Raw genomic sequence first — 20413 nt, 5'->3', positions numbered from 1 at the left:
CTCAGTGCTGGGCGGCCGCACGGCGCTCCGCCGACTCGATCAGGGCGTCGACGCCGAACGTGAACAGGCTGTGGTCCTCGAGGTCGGCCAACTTGCCGGCGAGGGCGGCGATCAGCGGGTACTTGCGCGGATCGGCGAGCAGCGGGCCGTCGATCCAGGGGCTCTTCTCGTCGCTGCCCGGGGCGCGCTCGCCTCGGGCGCGGGCGATACCGGCGGCGGTGGAGAGCACGAGCGAGGCCATCAGCGCGTACTGGTGCACCATCTCGTCCTCGTCGAGCCCGGCCCGGGAGAAGGCGTCGAGCATCAGCTCGACCGCGGCCAACTCGCCCGGCCCCTGGGTGGTGAGCACCGTTGCCTCGATGGCGATCGCCGGGTAGAGCACGAAGTGGTGGAGCGTCGCGGCGGCGAGCTGCCGCAGGCGCTCCTGCCACTCAGACGGGTCGGCGATCACATCGATGACGCTGCGCATGATGACCTCGTCGAGCAAGGCCTGCATCAGCTGCTCCTTGTTCCGGAAATGCCGATAGATGGCAGTCGGATCCGTGCCGAGCCTTGCTCCGAGCTCCCGAACCGAGATCGACAGGCTGCCCGGCTCCGCGGCGAGCTCGAGACCGACGGCGATGATCCGCTCGCGGTCGAGCGGAACTCGCGGCGCACCGGCCGCTTTGGGACGTGTGCTCGTGTGCTTCACCGCTGTTGCCATAGTCGCCATCCGATCGTGAACTGTCGTTGTTCCATGCTGGCATGCTCGCTCGCGGCATCGGCACCGATGACGGGGTGTGGCACGGAGTCAGCATAACGAGTTGAACATCACCGTTGTCAACGGTGTTGACAAGATCTACTTTCAGTGAATAGTCTCGGCTCGTCTAGCCCATTCGACGAGGAAGCGGGAACTGAGTGAGTGCTGTAGAGATTCTTTTTCAAGGTGGTGCGGTCTTCACCGGTTCCGGTGAGCCGGTGGTGGGTCGCGCCGTCGGGGTGTCCGGTGGACGCATCGTCGCGGTGGTGCCGGATGCCGAGGCGGCAGCCCTCATCGGCGCGCACACGCAGGTCATCGAGCTGGACGGCGCGCTGCTCGCACCGGGCTTCCAGGACGCACACATCCACCCCGCCGGCGGCGGTGTCGAGATGCTCACCTGCGACCTCAGCGGCTCGGAGGATGCCGAGGATTCCATCGCGCGGGTGAAGGCGTACTTTGAGGCCAACCCCGGGATCGAGTGGATCGGCGGCGGCGGTTGGTCGATGGACCACTTCCCCGGAGGAGCACCCGTGCGCGCCCTGCTCGACGCCATCGTGCCCGACGTGCCCGTGCTGCTGAACAGCCGTGACCACCACAGCGCGTGGGCCAACTCGGCCGCGATCGCGCTCGCGGGGATCACCGCGGAGACCCCGGACCCCGCCGACGGCAAGATCGAGCGCGAGGCCGACGGCACCCCGGCCGGCACCTTCCACGAGGGTGCAGAGGCCCTCTTCGCCGACGTGCGCCCGATCATCAGCGCGGACGTCGCCTACGCCGGGCTGCTGGCCGCGCAGGACGCACTGATCGCGCTCGGTATCACCGGCTGGCAGGACGCCATGATCGGCGGTGCAGTCAGCGGTGTCGAAGACCTGCAGGGCGTGTACGAGCGTGCCGTTCGCGAGGGCACCCTGCGCGCCCACGTCGTCGGCGCCCAGTGGTGGGAGCGCTCCGGCGGCATCGAGCAGGTCGAGCAGATGCGCCAGCGCCGCGAAGCGGTGAAGGCCCTCGGGCACGAGGACCGCTTCTCGCTCGGCACCGTGAAGATCATGGTCGACGGCGTCGCCGAAAACCAGACCGCGGCCATGCTCACCCCCTACCGCGACAGCCACGGCCACATCACCGGAAACAGCGGTCTCTCCTTCGTCGACCCCGAGCTGCTCCGCGAGATCGTCGCACAGCTCGACGCCGACGACTTCCAGGTGCACTTCCACGCCCTCGGCGACCGCGCCGTCAAGGAGGCGCTGGACGCACTGGATGCCGCGCGCGCCGCCAACGGCGAGACCGACGGCCGGCACCACCTCGCCCACCTGCAGGTCGTTGACGAGAGCGACACCGGCCGTTTCGCCCCGCTCGGTGCCGTCGCCAACATCCAGGCGCTCTGGGCGACCCACGAGGACCAGCTCGACGAGCTGACCCTGCCGTTCCTGCGGGAGGGCGCGGTCGACCGGCAGTACCCCTTCGGCGATCTGGTGCGCGACGGTGCCCGCCTCGCGGCCGGCAGCGACTGGCCCGTCTCCAGCGCGAACCCGATCGAGGCGATCCACGTTGCCGTCAACCGGGTCTTCCCCGGTGGCGACACCCCGCCGCTCGGGGGTGCCCACCAGCGCCTCAGCCTCGCGGACGCGATGGCGGCCTACACCTCCGGCACCGCCTACGTGAACCACCGCGACAGCGACACCGGATCCGTGCGCGAGGGCTACATCGCGAACCTCGTCGTGATCGAACCCAACCCGTTCAGCCTTCCCCAGGAGGAGATCTACAGCGCCAGCGTGGTCTCCACCTGGATCGACGGCACCCTCGCCTTTTCACGCAACGACTGACCAAGGGAGTACACAGCATGTCCACCTCACGCACAGCCTCAACGCGCCGGTCGGCGCGTCGGCGCACCGCCTTCATCGCGGTCGGAGTTGCCTCCGCACTCGCGCTCAGCGCCTGTTCGGCCCCGGCCTCGCAGGAACAGGGTGGCACCGTCGACTGGGAACTGACGACCCAGACGGCCGCGCCGTCCGGTGACATCGACTCGTACAGCTGGGCGAGCTACGCCGAGCCGTACACGCTCGACTACGCCTATGCCTTCGACTACGCCGACAACCAGGTCCTCGCCAACGTCTGCGAATCGCTGCTCCGGTTGAACCCGGACTACACGCTGTCGCCCGGCCTCGCAGAGTCGTTCGAGCGCCCCGACCCGCTGACCTGGGTCTACAACATCCGCTCCGGCGTCACCTTCCACGACGGCACCCCGCTCACCGCGGCCGACGTCGTGGCATCCATGAACCGCATCATCGACCCCGCCGTGGGCTCGGCCTGGTACTCCGTCTACCAGAACGTCGTCTCGATCGAGCAGACCGGCGACATGCAGGTGACGGTGAAGACGGGCATCCCCGACTCGCAGTTCAACCTCGGCATGGGCGGCTCCGCCGGCGTCATCGAGTCCGCCGCGACCCTCGCGGCCGCCGGCACCGACTACGGCAACTCCAGCGGGCTGGTCAACTGCACGGGCCCGTTCAGCATCGAAGACTGGCAGCAGGGTGAGAGCATCACTCTCAAGCGCAACGACAACTACTGGGACCCGGAGCTCACCGCCAAGTCGGGCGAGGTCAAGTTCGTGTTCATCAATGACTCCACTGCGCGGGTGAACGCGCTGAAGTCGGGCGACGTCGACGGTGCATGGATGATCCCGTTCGACGCCGTGCCGCAGCTGCGCGACTCCGGTGCCGGCGACGTGTACTTCGGTATGTCGACGGCGGTCTCCAACCTCGTCGTCAGCAACCTGGACGGCCCGCTCGGTGACCCGAACGTGCGCAAGGCACTGTTGATGGCGATCGACCGCAAGGGCGTGCTCAACGCGGCCTCCAAGGGCGTCGGCGAGATCTCCGACGTGCACACCACGAAGTCGGTCTGGGGCGGGGCGAGCGACGCCGCGGTGACCGAGGCGTTCGACAACATCGAGAACTACCCGTACGACATCGATGCGGCCAAGAAGCTGGTCGAGGAGTCCGGCTTCGCGGGTGAGGAACTCACCTACGTCACGGCCCCGATCGGCTCCGACTTCAACATCATCGCCCAGGCGACCGCGGCTGCGGCCGAGGCGATCGGGCTGAAGGTCAACATCAAGACGGTGACCCCCGGTGCCTACACCGCACTGTTCTCCGACCCGAGTGCCCGCGAGGGTGTCGACTTGTTCTACACCGTTTGGTACCTCTCGAGCCCCGACCCGCTGGAGATGTACGGCGTTCTGCGCACCGGCGAGTTCAGCAACTACGGCAACTGGTCCAACCCCGAGTTCGACGCCATCGTCTCTGAGGCCCTCGGCGTCGACGACCCGGCGGCGCGCTCAGAGCTGACGGCCAAGGCCCAGGTCATTGCCAACGCCGAGCTGCCCTGGCTCCCGCTGTTCACCGGCCCGATGCCGATGTTCATGGGGGAGCGCGTCACCGGCGTCGCTCCGTCGATCGCCTTCCTGTACTACCCGTGGGCAGCGACCATTGGCGCTCGCTAACACCACCAGCCCCGCCCTGTCCCGCCTCCGGCGGGGCAGGGCGGGGTGCCCCACCCCCCATTTCTTCAACACACTAGAACTCAGTAGGGGAGGTGCACGATGATGCTCGCGCGGCGGATCGGCGGCAAACTCGGCTCGCTCGTCCTCACACTGTTCCTCGTCTCGCTCCTGGTCTTCTTCTCGCGATTCCTCGTGCCGGGTGACCCCGTCAGCTTCCTGCTCCGCGGGCGCAAGCCCAGCCCAGAGGCCGTCGCACTGGTGACGGAGCAGTACGGCCTGAATCTGCCGGTCTGGCAGCAGTACGTCAACTGGTTCACCGGGATGCTGCAGGGCGATTTCGGCCGCTCGCTGCAGTACCGGCAGGACGTCTCCGTCGTCATCGGCGAGCGGTTGCCCGTCACGCTGATGCTCGTCGTCATGGCCGGCCTCATCATCGGTGTCCTGGGCTTGACCTCGGGCATCATCGCCTCGCTCAACCGGGGCCGGCCGTTGGACCGGTCCATCTTGATCGGCCTCACCGTGTTGGGTGCCATCCCCTCCTTCGTCGGGGCGATCGTGCTGATCGCCATCTTCGCGGTGCAGCTGGGTTGGTTCCCGACCTTCGGATCCGGTGAGGGCTTCTCCGACATGGTCTACCACCTGACGCTGCCCTCGATCGCCCTCGCGCTCGTGTTCGTCGTGCTGGTCGGCAAAGTGACCCGCTCCTCGATGGTCGAGCAGCTGGGGCGCGAGCACGTCGAGGTCGCCACCAGCCGCGGCCTGCGCCGTGGCACGGTCATCCGCCGTCACGTCTTCCGCAACGCGATCGGGCCGATCCTGACCGTGAGCGGTCTGCTCGTGGCCGGTCTGCTCGTGGCCAGCTCCATCGTCGAGGCCGCATTCGGCGTCGCCGGCATCGGCTCGCTGCTGGTGCAATCCGTCGACCGACTCGACTTCCCGGTCGTGCAGGCGATCGTGCTGCTCGTCGTGACGGCCTTCGTCGTCGTGAACGGCATCATCGATGTCCTCGAACCGTGGATTGACCCGCGTTCAGCGGCAGGAGGGAGTGCCCGATGAGTGCACCGACACCCACAATCGCGATGCGCATGATGCGCGCGCCGCGCATGAAGCGGGCGGCCAGCTGGTACGCCGTCAGCGTGGGCGTTGTCGCGGTGATGACGCTGGCCGCGATCTTCGCGCCGTTCATCGCCCCGTACGACCCCAACTTCGTCAACCTGAGCGCGGTCTACCAGGGGCCGAGTCCGGCACACTGGCTCGGCACCGACTCGCTGGGACGCGACACGCTGAGCCGGATGATCTTCGGCGCCAGGACCGCCTTGCTCGGCCCGCTGCTGGTGGTCGTGTTCTCGACGATTCTCGGCATCCTGCTCGGCCTCCTGGCAGGGTGGCGTGGCGGCTGGATCGATTCGGTGCTCGGGCGCCTGTTCGACGTCATCTTCGCCTTCCCGTCGCTCCTCATCGCCATCATGGCCGTCGCACTCTTCGGCAAGGGGCTCGTGGCCCCCGTGATCGCGATGAGCATCGCCTACGCCCCGTTCGTGGCGCGGCTGACCCGGCAGCTCATCATCTCGGAGCGCAGCCGCCCCTACGTTGCTGCCTACCGGGTGCAGGGCTTCAGCGGGCCATGGATCGCTCTGCGCCGCGTGCTGCCCAATGTGACGCCGATCGTCGGCGCACAGTCCACGCTCAACTTCGGCTACGTGCTCGCCGAGCTCGCCGGACTCTCCTTCCTCGGTCTGGGCGTGCAAGCCCCCATGGCCGATTGGGGAGCCATGATCAACGAGGCCCAGGCGGGACTGACCGGCGGCTACTTCCTGCCGGCGATCGTGCCCGCGGTGGCCGTCGTGATCGTCGTCGTCGCCGTCAACATCATCGGAGAAGAATTGTCTGATCGCATCGGTGGGGGAGTTCCCGCATGACGCTCTTGGAGATCAACGAGCTGACGCTGGACCTGCCGAACGGCAGCCGGCTGCTCGACGGCATCAGCCTCAGGATCGAGGAGGGCGAGACCGTCGGCCTCGTCGGCGAATCCGGCTCCGGCAAGTCGCTCACTGCACGCGCTGTGATCGGTCTGCTGCCCGACGGTGCGCGCACCACCGGTTCCGTCCGCCTCGGGCAGACCGAGGTGCTCGGGGCGTCCGTGGCGCAGCTGCTCGAGCTGCGCCGGCACACCGCATCTATGATCTTCCAGGACCCGCGGGCCGGCATCAACCCGATGCGCACCATTGGCGACCACCTCACCGAGTCGTTGCGGCTCTGCGAGGGCAAACCGGCCGCCGAGGCCAACGCCCGCGCGAAGGAGCTGCTCGCCGCCGTGCGCCTGCCCCGTCCGGAAGACCACATGCACCAGCACCCGCACGAGCTCTCGGGCGGCATGCTGCAGCGCGTCATGATCGCCGGCGCGCTCACCAGCTCGCCTCAGCTGCTGATCTGCGACGAGCCGACCACGGCCCTGGACGTCACCACCCAGGCCGAGATCGTCTCCGTGCTCTCCGAGCAACGGGCCAGCCGCGGCATGGGCATGCTGTTCATCACGCACGACCTGAACCTCGCAGCCTCGCTCTGCGACCGGGTCTACGTGATGTCTGCGGGCAAGGTCGAGGAACACGGCACCGCCCGCGCCGTGTTCGGCAATCCGCAGACGCCCTACACCCGGCGCCTGATCGAGGCGACGCCCACCATCCGGTTGAGCGCGGCGGAGACGGCCGAGCTCGAACAGCGCCGCAGTGCGCCCGCGGAGGGGGCCGTGGCCGACACCCAGTCCGCGGCCGGGCCGATGCTCGCCGTCGAGGGGCTCAGCAAGTCGTACAAGCGTCGCGGCAAGGCGACGGTGGATGCCGTCAAGTCCATCTCCGTGTCGATCCCGCGCGGCGGCGCGCTCGGCGTCGTCGGCGAGTCCGGCTCGGGCAAGTCGACGCTCGCCCGCATGATCGTCGGGCTCGAGAGCGCCGACGCCGGCGGAATCCAGGTCGACGGCCGGGACCGCACCACGGTGCCCCGCACCCGCGCGGAGCGACTGGCGCACGCCCGCTCGGTGCAGATGGTCTTCCAGGACCCGTATCTCTCGCTGGACCCGCGGATCGCGGCCGGCCGCTCGATCGAGGACGCCCTGCGGCTGCACGGCAAGCTCGACTCGCGCGCGGCCCGCAGCCGAGTGATCGAGCTGCTCGATCAGGTCGGGCTCGCCGAGCAGTATGCGGATGCCCGCCCGCGCACCCTCTCCGGCGGGCAGCGCCAGCGGGTCGCGATCGCCCGGGCGCTGGCCATCGAGCCCGACGTGCTCGTCATGGACGAGGCGACGAGCGCCCTGGACGTGTCGGTGCAGGCCCAGGTGCTCGACCTCGTGGCCGACATCCGCCAGCAGCGCGGACTCACCGTGCTCTTCATCAGCCACGACCTGGCCGTCGTGCGCCGGGTCTGCGAGGAGACGGTGGTCATGAAGGCCGGCGAGATCGTCGAACGTGGACAGTCGGTGCAGCTCCTGGCCGCGCCGCAGCACCCGTACACCCGCCTCCTGCTCGACTCGATCCCGCGCCCGGCGTGGGAGAACGACACCCGGGAGCCGGCCGCGGCGAACGCCTGAGCGCCGAGAACTGCTACACATGTGCTGCGGGGTCTCACCCCGCAGCACCCAACGACAGGCGAGCCTGCCCGTCACAACACACAACGAAAAGGATGCACAGTGACCGCGCACCGCACGGTATTCGAACGATCAGCCCCCTCCCGGGCCGCCGTCAAGCAGGCGCTGGAGGGCGCCGTGGCACGGCCGTTCTGGCTCGACGACATCGCAGAGGGGCGCACGGAGTACCCGGCACTCGCCGGTGACGCCGCGGCCGACCTCGTGGTTGTCGGCGGCGGGTACACCGGGCTGTGGACCGCCCTGCGCGCAGTCGAGCGCACCCCCGGGCGGAAGGTGACGCTGCTCGAGTCCGAGACGATCGGCTGGGCGGCATCCGGACGCAACGGCGGATTCTGCGAGGCCAGCCTCACCCACGGCGAGGAGAACGGGCAGTCCCGCTGGCCGGACGAGATGGAGACGCTCACCCGCCTCGGCCTTGAGAACCTCGACGCGATCGAGGAGACGATCACCCGTTACAGCATGGACTGCGACTTCGAGCGCACCGGCATGATCGCCGTCGCCGTGGAGCCGCACCAGATCGAGTGGATCGCCGGTGAGGGCGACGACGAGAACCTGTTCGCCGACAGTGCCGCCATGCAGGCCGAGATCGCCTCGCCGACGTTCCTGGCCGGGCACTGGGAGAAGGAGGGCTGCGCGATGGTGCACCCGGCCAAGCTCGCCGCCGAGCTAGCCCGCGTGTGCGTCGAACTCGGCGTCACCATCCACGAGAACACCGCCGTGCAGCGCATCGACGACGAGGGAGAGCTGATCGAGCTCGTCACCAACCGCGGCACGGTTCGGGCCCCGCAGGTGGCGCTGGCCACCAACGTGTTCCCGTCGCTACTGAAGCGCAACGCGCTGATGACGATCCCCGTCTACGACTACGTGCTCATGACGGAGCCCCTCACCGAGGCGCAGATGGAGAGCATCGGCTGGAAGCGCCGTCAAGGGCTGGCCGACATGGCCAACCAGTTCCACTACTACCGTCTGAGTGCCGACAACCGCATCCTGTTCGGCGGCTACGACGCGATCTATCACTCCGGCCGCAAGGTCAAGACGGAGTACGAGGACCGCCCGGAGAGCTTCGAGAAGCTGGCCTCCCACTTTCTCACCACCTTCCCGCAGCTGGAGGGCGTGAAGTTCACGCACCGCTGGGCGGGGGCTATCGACGCGAGCACGCGCTTCTGCGCGTTCTACGGCGTGGCACGCAAGGGCCGGGTGGCGTACGCCGCCGGGTTCACCGGCCTCGGCGTGGGCGCGGCCCGCTTCGGCGCCGACGTCATGCTCGACAAACTGGCGGGGGAGAAGACCGAGCGCACCGAGCTTGAGATGGTCCGCAAGCGCGGCATGCCATTCCCGCCCGAGCCTGCGGCATCCATCGGCATCAACCTCACCCGCTGGTCGCTCGACCGGGCCGACCACCGCGAGGGCAAGCGCAACCTGCTGCTGAAGACGCTGGACTCGCTGGGCCTCGGCTTCGACTCCTAACACGGGGAGGGCGGCCCGCTCCGCTGGTTGAGCCTGCCGAAACCTGGATTTCGACAGGCTCAATCAGCGGGAGGGCGCGGATGTCGCGGGTAGCCCTCCCGTTGGTCGAGTAGCGCCGCCTGCGGCGCGTATCGAGACCCGGTTTCTCGCCGGAAACCGGGTCTCGATACGGCCCTGGCGGGCCTACTCGACAAGCAGGAGGGGCGGGCGACCCACCCCGTTGGCTCGAGGGAGCGCCAGCGACCGAAGCCAACTGTGCGGAGCGTATCGGGGCTGCCCTGTCGGGTTGGCTCCGGGGCTTCGGGCGCTGCGCTGCTCCTTCGTCGCGGCGCGGCGCCCTCCAGCCGGCGTGCATCTCCCCGTTGGCTCGAGGGAGCGCCAGCGACCGAAGCCAACAGCCCCGCGGTCAGGCGCGGGCGAGCTCAGCGGCGAGGGGGAGCGCGAGCGTGCCCCAGTCGTTCACCGTGACCTCACTGAGGCCCTGCCACTCGGCGGCGGCGCGCACCAGCGGCGCCAGCTGGGCAGCGATGTCGGGGAGGCCCCCTCCTCGTGCCAGGCGGACTGCACCCGCAGCACGCCGGCCTGCCGGTCGTTCTTCAGGTCGATCCGCCCGACTACCGTGTCGCCCAGCAGGATCGGCAGTGAGTAGTAACCGAACACCCGTTTCGGCGCCGGCGTGTAGATCTCGATCCGGTAATGGAAGCCGAACAGCCGCTCCGCGCGCTTCCGATCCCACACCACCGGGTCGAACGGCGAGAGCAGTGCGGCCGCCTCCACCCGGCGCGGCACCCGCGCATCGCGGTGCAGCCAGGCCGGCTGCTTCCAACCCTCGACCGTCACGGGCAGCAGCACGCCCTCCTCGACGAGCGAATGCACAGCGGCAAGGGTGTCGACGCGGCCCATCCGGAAGTAGTCGGCGAAGTCGCCGGCCGTGCCGATGCCGTGCGCCTCCGCCGCGTGCCGCACCAGCTCGCGCTGCGCCTCGGCACGGGGCACCGCCCGCTCGATCACGGATGCCGGCAGCACCTGCTCGGGCAGCGCATAGTTCCGCTCGAACCGGGTGCGGCCGGCCGACGCCAACTCGCCCCAGCGGAACAGCACCTCGAGGCCGATCTTCACATCGGACCAGCCCCACCACGGGCCGTTCCTCTTGTTCGCGTCGTGCTCGATGGCGCTGGCCGGCAGCGGGCCCTTCTCGGCGAGCTCGGCCTTCAGCCAGGCGATCATCGGCTCGTTCGTGTGCGCCCAGGCCGACAGGTCGGCGGCGTGCTTGTCGCGGTAGTGCTGCATCCGCCAGCGCAGCAACGGCCAGGTCTCGACGGGGATCACCGCCGCCTCGTGCGCCCAATACTCGACGTACTCGCCGCCGCGGGCGAACGTGAGCGCGTCCAGTGTGGCCTTGTCGTAGGCACCCAGGCGGGCGAACACCGGCATGTAATGCGAGCGTTCGAACACGTTCACCGAGTCCAGCTGCAGCAGGCCGAGCCGACCGATCAGCGCGTTCAACTGGCGTTTGCCGACGGCGGCGGGGCGCGGGCGGGCGAATCCCTGTGCGGCCAGGGCGATGCGGCGGGCGGATGCCGCTGAGACTGTGTCAACCATCGGAATCGACCTTAGCGCCGACATCCGACACGGCGCTCACCGGCCCCGCGCGCGTTCTCCATCCGCGATTCACCCGTCGTTCACACTGGCTCCGCTAGGCGGAAACCTGCCCTCCCTACTCTCGCAGAGGCTAGCGAAGGTTCCGACGCCTCACACAGCAGAGGCGGCCGTCGCGACCCACCGGAGGATACGTGTTTACCAAGCGCACTATGGTCGCTGGCATCGCAACCGCTGCAGTCCTGGCCCTGGCCCTCACCGCCTGTGCCGGCGATGCCGGGGCACCCGCCGCCGGCGGAGCGGATGCCGCGACCGCCACCAGCCTCGACAGCTTCGGCACGCTGGCCGACCTGGAAGCCGCCGCCACCGCGGAGGGCGCCCTCAACGTCATCGCCCTGCCGCGCGACTGGGCCAACTACGGCGCGGTGCTGGACGCATTTAGTGCCAAGTACCCCGACATCAAGATCACCGAGCAGTCGCCGGACGTCTCCAGCGCCGAGGAGATCCAGGCCGCCAAGACCAACGCGGGGCTCGACACGGCGCCGGACGTCTTCGACCTCGGTCTGACCGTCGCCCTGGCCAACACGAAGCAGTTCGCCGCATACAAGGTCGCCACGTGGGCCGATATCCCCGACGCGCTCAAGGAATCCTCCGGGCTCTTCGTCGGCGACTACGGCGGATACATGTCGATCGGCTACGACTCCTCGAAGTACGACGCCCCGGCCGCCCTCAAGGACCTGCTCGGCACCGACTACAAGGGTGCCGTCGCCATCAACGGTGACCCGACTCAGGCCGGCGCAGCGTTCGCCGCGGTGGGCCTCGCCACCGTGCAGAACAAGGGCACCCTGGATGACTTCCAGGCCGGTATCGACTTCTTCAGCGAGCTGAACGCGGCCGGCAACATGCTCAAGGTCGACGTGACCACCGCCACCGTGGCATCCGGCGAGACCCCCGTCGTCTTCGACTGGGACTACCTGAACGCCGCGCACAAGGCCGACAACAAGAACTGGAAGGTCGTCATCCTTCCCGGCACCGGCTACGCGGGCTACTACAACCAGGCCATCAACAAGGATGCCCCGCACCCGGCCGCCGCGCGTCTGTGGCAGGAGTTCCTCTACAGCGACGAGGGCCAGAACCTCTGGCTCGCCGGCGGTGCACGCCCGGTGCGCGCCGACGCCATGGCCGAGGCCGGAACGATCGACGAGACGCTGTTCGCGGCGCTTCCCGACAGCCCGAGCGACACGGTCGTCCCGACCGAGAAGCAGAGCACCGCAGCGGGCGAGCTGCTCGGCAAGAACTGGGCAACAGCCGTCAACTGACGCGCGGACACCCAGACACACCGACGCTCAGACACGCATGTCGTCACTCACTGCGACGGCCGTCGGGGCTGGCCACACCGGCCAGCCCCCGCGGCGCGTTCCGCCCACCCCGTCCACGCGTCGCCTGCGCGCCGACTTGCTCGGCCTGCTTCCCTTCGCCGCCTACCTGCTGTTCTTCCTGGCCGTGCCGACGATCCTCGCCGTCGGCAGCGGCTTCTTCGACTCCGCCGGTGGCCTCACCCTCGACAACATCACGGCACTCGCCGACCCCCTCATCGTGGCCACCTTCGGCAACTCGATCGGTCTCTCGCTGCTCACCGCGGTGATCGGCGCACTCCTCGGGGCGCTGCTCTGCTACGCGCTGCTCGGCTTCCGTGCCGACGGCGCCGTGCGCGCAACGGTCGCCGCCCTGAGCGGTGTGCTCGCGCAGTTCGGCGGCATCATGCTCGCCTTCGCCTTCGTCGCGACGATCGGGCTCCAGGGCCTGATCACCGTCTGGCTCCGCGACAGCTGGGGCATCGACATCTTCGCGGAGGGGGCCTGGATCTACGGCCTGCCCGGGCTGGTGTTGCCGTACATCTACTTCCAGGTGCCGCTCATGGTGATCACGTTCCTGCCGGCGCTGACCGCGTTGAAGGCGACCTGGGTGGAGGCCACGCTGACCCTCGGCGGCACCCGCGCCGCCTTCTGGCGCCGGGTTGCCCTCCCCGTGCTGGCCCCGTCCTTCCTGGCCAGCTTCCTGCTGCTCTTCGCCAACGCGTTCTCGTCGTATGCCACAGCGGCGGCGCTGGCCAGCCAGGGCTCGCAGATCGTGCCGCTGCAGATTCGCGCCGCACTGACCAGCGAGACCGTGCTCGGCCGGGAGAACCTCGCCGGCGCCCTAGCGCTCGGCATGATCGTCGTGATGGGGCTCGTGATGTGGGCGTATGCCGTCGTGCAGGGTCGCGCGGCCCGGTGGCAGAAATGAGCGGCGCCGTGCGGGAGAGCGCGCCGGCATTCGCCCCCGGCGTGATCGGCAGCCGCGCCATCGTCGGCGTGATCGGCCTGCTCTTCGCCATCCCGATCGTCTCGATGGCGGAATTCACGCTGCGCGACAGCGAGAGCGCCGGCGGGCACAGCCTGGTGCACTGGTTCGCCCTGTTCGACCCGGCCAATCGGGCCAGCTACGCGCCGATCTGGGTCGGGCTCGGCAACTCGATGGTGCTCTGCCTCGGCGTCGCCGTGATCGTGTTGTTCCTGCTGGTGCCGACGATGGTGCTCATCGCGCTGCGGTTCCCGAGGTTGCGCCGGCCGTTCGAATTCCTCTGCCTGCTGCCGATCTCGATCCCGGCCATCGTCCTGGTGGTGGGCCTCGCGCCCGTCTACCTGGTGATCGGGCGCACCATCGGCACCGGGATCTGGCCGCTCTCGCTCGCCTACGGAATCACCGTGCTGCCCTACGCCTACCGCGCCATCCAGGCCAACATCGACGCCGTCGACATCAGCACGCTGGCCGAGGCGGCCCGCTCGCTCGGTGCCGGCTGGGTGACGGTGCTGCTCAAGGTGCTCGCACCGAACCTCCGCACCGGCATCCTCGCCGCGCTCCTGCTCTCCGTGGCCGTCGTGCTCGGTGAGTTCACCATTGCCTCCCTGCTCAACCGGCCCAACCTGCAGACGGCGCTCTTCGTCGTCAACAAGCAGGACCCCTACGTCGCCGTGATCCTGTCGCTGCTCGCGCTGGGCTTCGCCTTCGTGCTGCTGCTCGTGATAGACCGCGGTGCAGCCATCGGCGGGCGCCGCGGCATCCGGCCGAGCAAATGAACCCGAGAAAGACAACACCATGACCCAGCACCGCAGCAGCACCGTCGAGTTCTCTGACATCACCAAGGACTACGGCAAGCAGCGCGTGCTGCACGGCTTCAACCTCACCGTCGGCCCGGGGGAGCTTGTCTCGCTGCTCGGGCCGTCCGGGTGCGGCAAGACCACGGCGTTGCGCGTGTTGGCCGGGCTCGAGGATGCCACGGCGGGCGTCGTACTGCTGAACGGCGTCGACGTCTCCGCGCAGCCGACGAACAAGCGCGATATCGGCATGGTGTTCCAGTCCTACTCGTTGTTCCCACACCTCAGCGCCGTGCGGAACGTCATGTTCGGCCTCGCCATGCGCCGGGTGCGCGCCCGCGAGGCCGAGATGCGTGCGCGCGAGATGCTGGATGTGGTGGGCCTCGGCGCGCAGGCGGAGCGCTACCCGCACCAGCTCTCGGGCGGCCAGCAACAACGCGTCGCGCTCGCCAGAGCCCTGGTGACCGAGCCCCGGGTGCTGTTACTGGACGAACCGCTCTCGGCGCTGGACGCGAAGGTGCGGGAGCAGTTGCGCGAGGAGATCCGGCGCATCCAGCTGCGGCTCGGCATCACCACCGTGTTCGTGACCCACGACCAGGAGGAGGCCCTGGCGATCTCGGACCGGGTCGCCGTGATGTACGCCGGCGGCATCGAGCAGATCGGTTCGCCGGAGCAGCTGTACACGCAACCGGCCACCCCGTTCGTGGCGCGCTTCGTCGGCCAGAGCAACCGGGTCACCGGTGTGGCGCGGAGCGGTGTGGTCGAGCTGTACGGGCACCCGGTCCCGCTGCTGGACAGTACGGCCGGCGATGGCGCCGTCGACGTGCTGGTGCGCCCGGAGGACATCGAGCTGTCATCCACCGGGATCCCCGCCGTCGTGCTCGCCTCCAGCTTCCTCGGCTCGATGCGCAGGACGAGCGTGCGGCTCGGCGATGGAACGGTGCTGGTGGTGCAGCACCCGGTGCAACACAACCCACAACCGGGGGAGTCCCTCTGCATCGCATGGGGCGGCCAGGCCGTCGCGCGCAGCTCCACAACCGAAACGGCATATACACGGCAATAGACTGTCCAAATGACCGAATCAACGGGAAAACGCAAGGGCTGGCGTGGGTCTCCGTGGCGTGCCGGGCGAGCTGAAACCGCCCAGCCATCGGCCGGAACCGAGCTGGCCGCCCCGCTGACGCCGACCGAGGAGCAGGTCGCGCAGTCGCTGCCGACGGGAGTACGCCTCGGCGCCGCCTGGTCGTGGCGCCTGCTGCTGATCGGCGCGATGATCGCCGTCATCATCTTCCTGATCGTCCAGCTGCGGCTGATCGTGATCCCGGTGCTGGTGGCCGTGCTGCTGGCGGCGCTGCTCAGCCCGCTGGTGAACTTCCTGCACCGCCACCGCTGGCCGCGCGGCCTCTCCATTGCCGTGGCGATGCTCGGCGTCCTGGCCCTCGTCGCCGGACTGATGGTGCTCGTGATCACCCAGATCGCGCGCAGCTCTGGCAACCTGAGCGCGCGCGCCGTCGAGTCGTACGAGCAGCTCAAGCAGGCACTGCTGGACTCTCCGCTGCAGCTGACCGAGACGCAAATCAACGGCTACCTGGCGCAGATTGGCGATGCCATCCAGCAGGACAGCCAGATCTTCATCAGCGGCGCGCTGAGCATCGGCTCCTCGCTCGGCCATTTCGTGGCCGGCATGCTGATCGCGTTGTTCGCCACCTTGTTCATGCTGATCGACGGCAAGGGCATCTGGAACTGGGCGGTGCGCATCTTCCCGCGTCGGGCGCGGGCGGCCGTCGACGGGGCCGGCAACGCCGGCTGGACGACGCTCGGCAATTTCGTCAAGGTGCAGGTCCTGGTGGCCTCCATTGACGCCGTCGGCATCGGCCTGGGCGCGGCCATCCTGCAGGTCCCGCTGGCCATCCCCATCGCCGTGCTGGTCTTCCTCGGCTCCTTCATCCCGATCGTCGGCGCGGTCGCCACCGGCGCGGTTGCCGTCGCCATCGCGCTGATCTACAACGGCTGGCCGATCGCCCTGGCCATGCTCGGCGTCGTTCTGCTGGTGCAGCAGATCGAGGGCCACGTGCTGCAGCCGCTCATCATGGGCACGGCCGTCAAGGTGCACCCGCTCGCCGTGGTGCTCGTCGTCGCCGCCGGCTCGATGCTGGCCGGCATCCCCGGTGCCCTCTTCGCCGTGCCCGTCGCTGCCGTGCTCAATGTGATGGTGCATTACATCTCCAGCGGCGTCTGGCGGCATACGCCGCCACCGCCGTCCCCCGAGCCCAGCGCGCCGCTCTGGAGCACGGTGCCGCAAACCCGGCCCGGCTACCGTCGCAGCGTTACACCCACCCCGTCCGCCCCTACGCAAAAGAATTGACGCAATGACCGAGAACTCTGTGCCCGCCACCCTGATCGGACCCACCCTGGCCGACATGCAGATTGCCCGGGGAACGGTCGCGGCGGTCGCGCAGGTCACGCCCGTCGAGACCTCGCGCTTCCTCTCCGAACTCCTCGGCTCTCCGGTGCTGCTCAAGTGCGAGAACCTGCAGCGCACCGGCTCCTACAAGATCCGCGGCGCCTTCAACCGGCTCTCCGCGCTGAGCACCGAGGAGCGCAGCCGCGGCGTCGTCGCGGCATCCGCCGGCAACCACGCCCAGGGCGTTGCGCTCGGCGCACGCGAGCTCGGCATCGAGGCGACGATCTTCATGCCGACCAACGTGCCGCTGCCCAAGCTCGAGGCCACCCGCGACTACGGCGCCCAGGTGGTGCTCAGTGGCTCGGTGTTCGGCGAGACGCTGGCCGCCGCCGCGGCCTTCGCCGAGGAGACAGGCGCCATCTTCATCCCGCCGTACGACCACCCCGCTGTGGTCGCCGGGCAGAGCACCATCGCGTTCGAGCTGCTCGAGCAGGTGCCAGACCTCGACACCGTGGTCGTGCCGATCGGCGGTGGCGGCCTCATCTCCGGCATCGCCAGCGCGTTCAAGCAGCTCGCCGCAGCAGGCGGCCGCCCGGTGCGTGTCATCGGCGTGCAGGCCGAGAACGCAGCCTCCTACATCGCGTCGCTTGAGGCGGGCACCCCGGTGAACATCCCGTTCAAGCCGACGATCGCCGACGGCATCGCCGTCTACCGCCCCGGCGAGCTGAACTACCTGATGATCCAGGATGCCGTCGACGAGATCGTCACGGTCAGTGAGGACGACGCGGCCCGGGCACTGCTCGTGCTGATGGAGCGGGCCAAGCTCGTGGTGGAGCCGGCCGGCGCCGTCTCGGTCGCCGCGCTGCTGGCCGGCAAGATCAGCGGCACGGGCACCACCGTCGCGATCCTCTCCGGCGGCAACATCGACCCGCTGCTGATGCAGCGCGTGATCAGCCACGGCCTGGCGGCATCCGACCGCTATCTGACCATGCGCGTCATGCTGATGGACCGCCCGGGCGAGCTCGCCCGCGTCGCCACCATCCTCGCCGGCGTGCGCGCCAACGTGATCGAGGTGTTGCACACGCAGCACGGCCCCGACCTGCAGATCACCGAGGTGGAGCTCGACATCACCGTTGAGACCCGCGGCCCGGCCCACGTCGAAGAAGTGCTCGCGGCACTCCGCGCCGACGGCTACGAGCCCAAGCTCGACAAGCGCCGCAACTAGCGGCGCCACACACAAGAGCGCTGGCCACCAACCCGAGGGTTGGTGGCCAGCGCTCTGTGAGGTGTGGGGGTCGTTACTGGCCGCTCCAGGTCTCGACCTTGTTGATCACGACGGTGATCTCCTTGCCGTTCGGGGCCGTGTAGCTGGTGGTTGCGCCGACCTTCATGCCGAGGATGGCCTCGCCGAGCGGGCTCTGCGGGCTGTACACGTCGAAGTCGCTGTCGCCGGCGATCTCGCGGTCGCCGATCAGGAACACGGTCTCGTCGCCGGCGATGTCCGCCGTGATCACGGTGCCGGTCTCGACGATGCCCTTGCTCTCGGGGGCGTCGCCGACCTCGGCGCGCTTGAGCAGATCCTTGAGCTGGCGAATGCGGGCCTCCTGCTTGCCCTGCTCGTCCTTGGCAGCGTGGTAGCCGCTGTTCTCTTTGAGGTCGCCCTCTTCGCGCGCGGACTCAATCTTGGAGGCGATCTCGACACGGCCGGTGGTCGAGAGAGCCTCGAGCTCGGCGCTGAGGCGCTCGAACGCCTCCTGTGTCAGCCACGTAACGCTCGTGTCGGATGCCATCGCTTCTCCTTGGATTGAGCGACGCGGACGGAGTCCGGGATCGCCAGAAATGTTGCTCGTGATAGTGCGCGGGGTAAAGCCGACGCCCCGACTGTGCAGTCAGGGCGAAGTCCTCATTTTAGGTGAGCCAGCAGTGGTAAATCAACCCTGTGTTGGCGGGGAGAGTGGTGCGCACGGTGTCGCTGAATGCCTGCGTGAAGCGGTCGGATGCCGGCACATCGACGATCTTCCAGCCCACCACGGTGAAGTCCTCATTGAGTGCCTGCACGGCGCAGCTGGCCGTCTCACCGGCCGGCATCGACACCTCGTAGTCGACGCGCACGGTCTGGTCGTCGATCACCGTGTGCGCGACATCCCGGGCCTCGACCATCGGCTTGCTGCCGTCCAGGCCTGCCCACACCACCCAGGCGACCAGCACGACGGCGAACACCGCGGCAGCGATGATGAGCGTCAGGCGGTCGCGGCGTCCCTTGCGGGGGGTGCGCCCGTAGCGCTGATCCAGATCGGTCGGCTGGGCGTTGGCGGTGCTCATGCTGCGGGGCTCCTGATCGGCGGGAATTCTGCGGGCGCCGCACGGGGCGGCCGCTGGGTACGGCCGGGCGCCGTCGTGGCTTAAGCTTGTCCTAAGGCTATCCGGCAATCCTGAGGAGTTCCGCACGTGTACACGACGATTCTGGAGCTCTCGACGCGCTTCGCCATGGCGACGGGCGACAAGGAGTTCGATCCAGACACCGTGACCCCCGGCATTTGGGGATTTGTGGCCACCGCGGCGATCGCCCTGGCCGTGGTCGGCATCGGTTTTGACATGGTCCGCCGCATCCGCCGCACCAACTACAAGGCCGAGATCAGCGCCCGCCTCGAGGCGGAGCTCGCTGAGCGCGAGGCCGGTGCCCCGGCATCCGCCCCCGACGACAAGCAGTAACCCCTCACCGACGTCAGAGTCCGTTGAGAGCGGCCAAATGGCCGCTTTTCGCGGCTCTAGGTGGCCATTTGACCGCTCTCAACGGAACTGCGGGGCCGTGGGACGGTGCGCTGGCGGGTTGTGCGGGCGCCAGCCCCGCTGCAGGAGAGCTTCACGCGTGCGGGCGACGATCACCGCGTCAGCGCGCAGATGGCTCCGGTTGAATCGCAGCACCCGCCAGCCGAGTGCCATGAGCAGATCCAGCCGGTCAATGTCTCGGTGGAACTGCGCCTCATCGTCGCGATGTTGCCCGCCGTCGTACTCGACCAGGACCTTGTATTCGCGGTAGACCATGTCTCCGTAGGCCACGAAGTTGCCGTCCTCGTCGAGGATCGTTCCGTTGACCTCCGGCTCGGGCAGCCCGGCGCGCACGAGCAACAGTCGGCATTCGCTCTCGCGCGGTGAATCGGTGCGCGGCCGAACGAGCGTGGCGGCCTCACGCAACGCCACGATCCCGCGATGCCGGGTGAGCCTGTCCAGCGAGCCGACCATCGCGTCCAGATCGCTGAGCGGATTCGTCCGCCGTGTCAGCGCGTCGCCGAGCATGACGAGCTCGTCGACGCTCAGTCGTTCAGCGAGCTGGTGCCAGAGCGTGATCGGCGACACGGTTGGCACGCCGGCCGTCTCGTACCGTCGAATCGTGGATGCGGAGTGATGGCCGGTGATGCCCGCGCCGCCGCGCCGAGTGGACGCGTGCGGGGAGAGCACATGCAGCGGGGCATCTGCGCGCTGCATCCGCCTCGGGAGGGGCAGCCCAAGAACGGTGGCAGCCGTCTCGTGGCTGAACATCTGCTCCGGCCCCATGAGTGGAAGGTAGGCCCGAGCCCGCGCGAGGATGATCTCGCGCTCCCCGGCGACTCCACTGCCCGCGGTTCGGCGCAGCGGCCCCGCCGAACCATAAACGCGGATGCCGTGAAACGGCGCGTCCACATCGCGGCCGCGCAGGGCGCGCCGCGGCACACCAGCGCGCACGGCATCCGCTACCCGGAATGCCCGGTCCGTGAACTCGGCAGGCAGCCTGCCGCTCGCTCCCGGATTGCCCGGTGTGCCGCCCGTACTCGCCGCCCCATGCTCGTCCATGCACCGATGATGCCGCAGATGCGCCCGTGCCCGCCGAAGTTATCCACAGCCACACTCGCGCGCGCAATCACGCCCGTGCGTGCCCGCCCCCTGAGTC

18 protein-coding genes are annotated in these 20413 nt (G+C 68.9%); 13 read left to right on the top strand and 5 right to left on the bottom strand.

The features are described from left to right. Position 1 precedes the first annotated feature (1 nt). Positions 2 to 703 carry a TetR/AcrR family transcriptional regulator gene (locus AWU67_RS09630; protein WP_067228295.1) on the bottom strand — a complete coding sequence of 234 codons (702 nt, stop codon included), beginning with the start codon at positions 701 to 703 and terminating at the stop codon, positions 2 to 4. Between the two features lie 194 nt (positions 704 to 897). On the opposite strand from AWU67_RS09630, the gene AWU67_RS09625 reads away from it, so the two are divergent. The 6 genes from AWU67_RS09625 (at position 898) to AWU67_RS09600 (ending at position 9345) form a co-directional block, all read left to right on the top strand. Continuing rightward, positions 898 to 2559 carry an amidohydrolase gene (locus AWU67_RS09625; protein WP_067228293.1) on the top strand — a complete coding sequence of 554 codons (1662 nt, stop codon included), beginning with the start codon at positions 898 to 900 and terminating at the stop codon, positions 2557 to 2559. Positions 2560 to 2576: 17 nt separating this feature from the next. After that, a complete protein-coding gene (locus tag AWU67_RS09620; protein WP_067228291.1) occupies positions 2577 to 4238 on the top strand; it encodes an ABC transporter substrate-binding protein in 1662 nt (553 codons plus the stop codon). A 99-nt stretch (positions 4239 to 4337) separates the two neighbouring features. Next, positions 4338 to 5294 (top strand): ABC transporter permease, encoded by a 957-nt coding sequence (locus AWU67_RS09615; RefSeq protein WP_067228288.1) that lies wholly within the window; start codon positions 4338 to 4340, stop codon positions 5292 to 5294. Next, on the top strand, positions 5291 to 6157 hold the full coding sequence (locus tag AWU67_RS09610; protein WP_067228286.1) for an ABC transporter permease: 867 nt from the start codon (positions 5291 to 5293) through the stop codon (positions 6155 to 6157). The genes AWU67_RS09615 and AWU67_RS09610 overlap by 4 nt, the downstream gene beginning before the upstream one ends. Then, a complete protein-coding gene (locus AWU67_RS09605) occupies positions 6154 to 7821 on the top strand; it encodes a dipeptide ABC transporter ATP-binding protein (protein WP_067228284.1) in 1668 nt (555 codons plus the stop codon). Before AWU67_RS09610 ends, AWU67_RS09605 begins: the two co-directional genes overlap by 4 nt. A gap of 99 nt (positions 7822 to 7920) precedes the next feature. After that, positions 7921 to 9345, top strand: coding sequence for an NAD(P)/FAD-dependent oxidoreductase (locus AWU67_RS09600; protein ID WP_067228282.1), 1425 nt, complete (start codon positions 7921 to 7923; stop codon positions 9343 to 9345). 459 nt (positions 9346 to 9804) lie between these two features. On the opposite strand, the gene AWU67_RS09595 is transcribed toward AWU67_RS09600, so the two are convergent. Then, a complete protein-coding gene (locus tag AWU67_RS09595) occupies positions 9805 to 10947 on the bottom strand; it encodes a winged helix-turn-helix domain-containing protein (protein ID WP_335339005.1) in 1143 nt (380 codons plus the stop codon). A 209-nt stretch (positions 10948 to 11156) separates the two neighbouring features. On the opposite strand from AWU67_RS09595, the gene AWU67_RS09590 reads away from it, so the two are divergent. Genes AWU67_RS09590 through ilvA form a run of 6 tightly spaced genes read left to right on the top strand, consistent with a single transcriptional unit; the run spans position 11157 to position 17710 of the window. Next, entirely contained in the window at positions 11157 to 12263 is a 1107-nt protein-coding gene (locus tag AWU67_RS09590) for an ABC transporter substrate-binding protein (RefSeq protein WP_067228279.1), read from the top strand. Positions 12264 to 12300: 37 nt separating this feature from the next. Next, positions 12301 to 13230: an ABC transporter permease gene (locus AWU67_RS09585; protein ID WP_067228277.1), complete on the top strand. Its 930-nt coding sequence runs from the start codon at positions 12301 to 12303 to the stop codon at positions 13228 to 13230. Next, a complete protein-coding gene (locus AWU67_RS09580) occupies positions 13227 to 14063 on the top strand; it encodes an ABC transporter permease (RefSeq protein ID WP_067228275.1) in 837 nt (278 codons plus the stop codon). The genes AWU67_RS09585 and AWU67_RS09580 overlap by 4 nt, the downstream gene beginning before the upstream one ends. A gap of 19 nt (positions 14064 to 14082) precedes the next feature. Then, a complete protein-coding gene (locus AWU67_RS09575; protein WP_067228272.1) occupies positions 14083 to 15144 on the top strand; it encodes an ABC transporter ATP-binding protein in 1062 nt (353 codons plus the stop codon). A gap of 9 nt (positions 15145 to 15153) precedes the next feature. Further along, positions 15154 to 16446: an AI-2E family transporter gene (locus tag AWU67_RS09570; RefSeq protein ID WP_082716895.1), complete on the top strand. Its 1293-nt coding sequence runs from the start codon at positions 15154 to 15156 to the stop codon at positions 16444 to 16446. Positions 16447 to 16450: 4 nt separating this feature from the next. After that, the gene (gene ilvA / locus AWU67_RS09565; protein ID WP_067228269.1) at positions 16451 to 17710 is read left to right on the top strand and encodes a threonine ammonia-lyase; all 1260 of its coding nucleotides are present in this window, start codon (positions 16451 to 16453) and stop codon (positions 17708 to 17710) included. Positions 17711 to 17783: 73 nt separating this feature from the next. Here the strand turns inward: ilvA and greA are convergent, their stop codons facing one another. Beyond that, positions 17784 to 18275, bottom strand: a complete 492-nt coding sequence (gene greA / locus AWU67_RS09560) for a transcription elongation factor GreA (RefSeq protein WP_067228267.1) — start codon at positions 18273 to 18275, stop codon at positions 17784 to 17786. A gap of 118 nt (positions 18276 to 18393) precedes the next feature. Beyond that, the gene (locus AWU67_RS09555) at positions 18394 to 18807 is read right to left on the bottom strand and encodes a DUF4307 domain-containing protein (RefSeq protein WP_067228264.1); all 414 of its coding nucleotides are present in this window, start codon (positions 18805 to 18807) and stop codon (positions 18394 to 18396) included. A 126-nt stretch (positions 18808 to 18933) separates the two neighbouring features. Between AWU67_RS09555 and AWU67_RS09550 the strand changes: the two genes are divergently transcribed. Beyond that, positions 18934 to 19197: a hypothetical protein gene (locus AWU67_RS09550; RefSeq protein WP_082716894.1), complete on the top strand. Its 264-nt coding sequence runs from the start codon at positions 18934 to 18936 to the stop codon at positions 19195 to 19197. 78 nt (positions 19198 to 19275) lie between these two features. On the opposite strand, the gene AWU67_RS09545 is transcribed toward AWU67_RS09550, so the two are convergent. Further along, on the bottom strand, positions 19276 to 20316 hold the full coding sequence (locus AWU67_RS09545) for an endonuclease domain-containing protein (protein ID WP_082716893.1): 1041 nt from the start codon (positions 20314 to 20316) through the stop codon (positions 19276 to 19278). Positions 20317 to 20413: the final 97 nt, after the last annotated feature.

The organism is Microterricola viridarii, assembly GCF_001542775.1.
GTDB classification, from domain to species: Bacteria; Actinomycetota; Actinomycetes; order Actinomycetales; family Microbacteriaceae; genus Microterricola; species Microterricola viridarii_A.
Note: the sequence above shows the minus strand (reverse complement) of the source record. Positions and strands in the feature narration are given on the sequence as shown.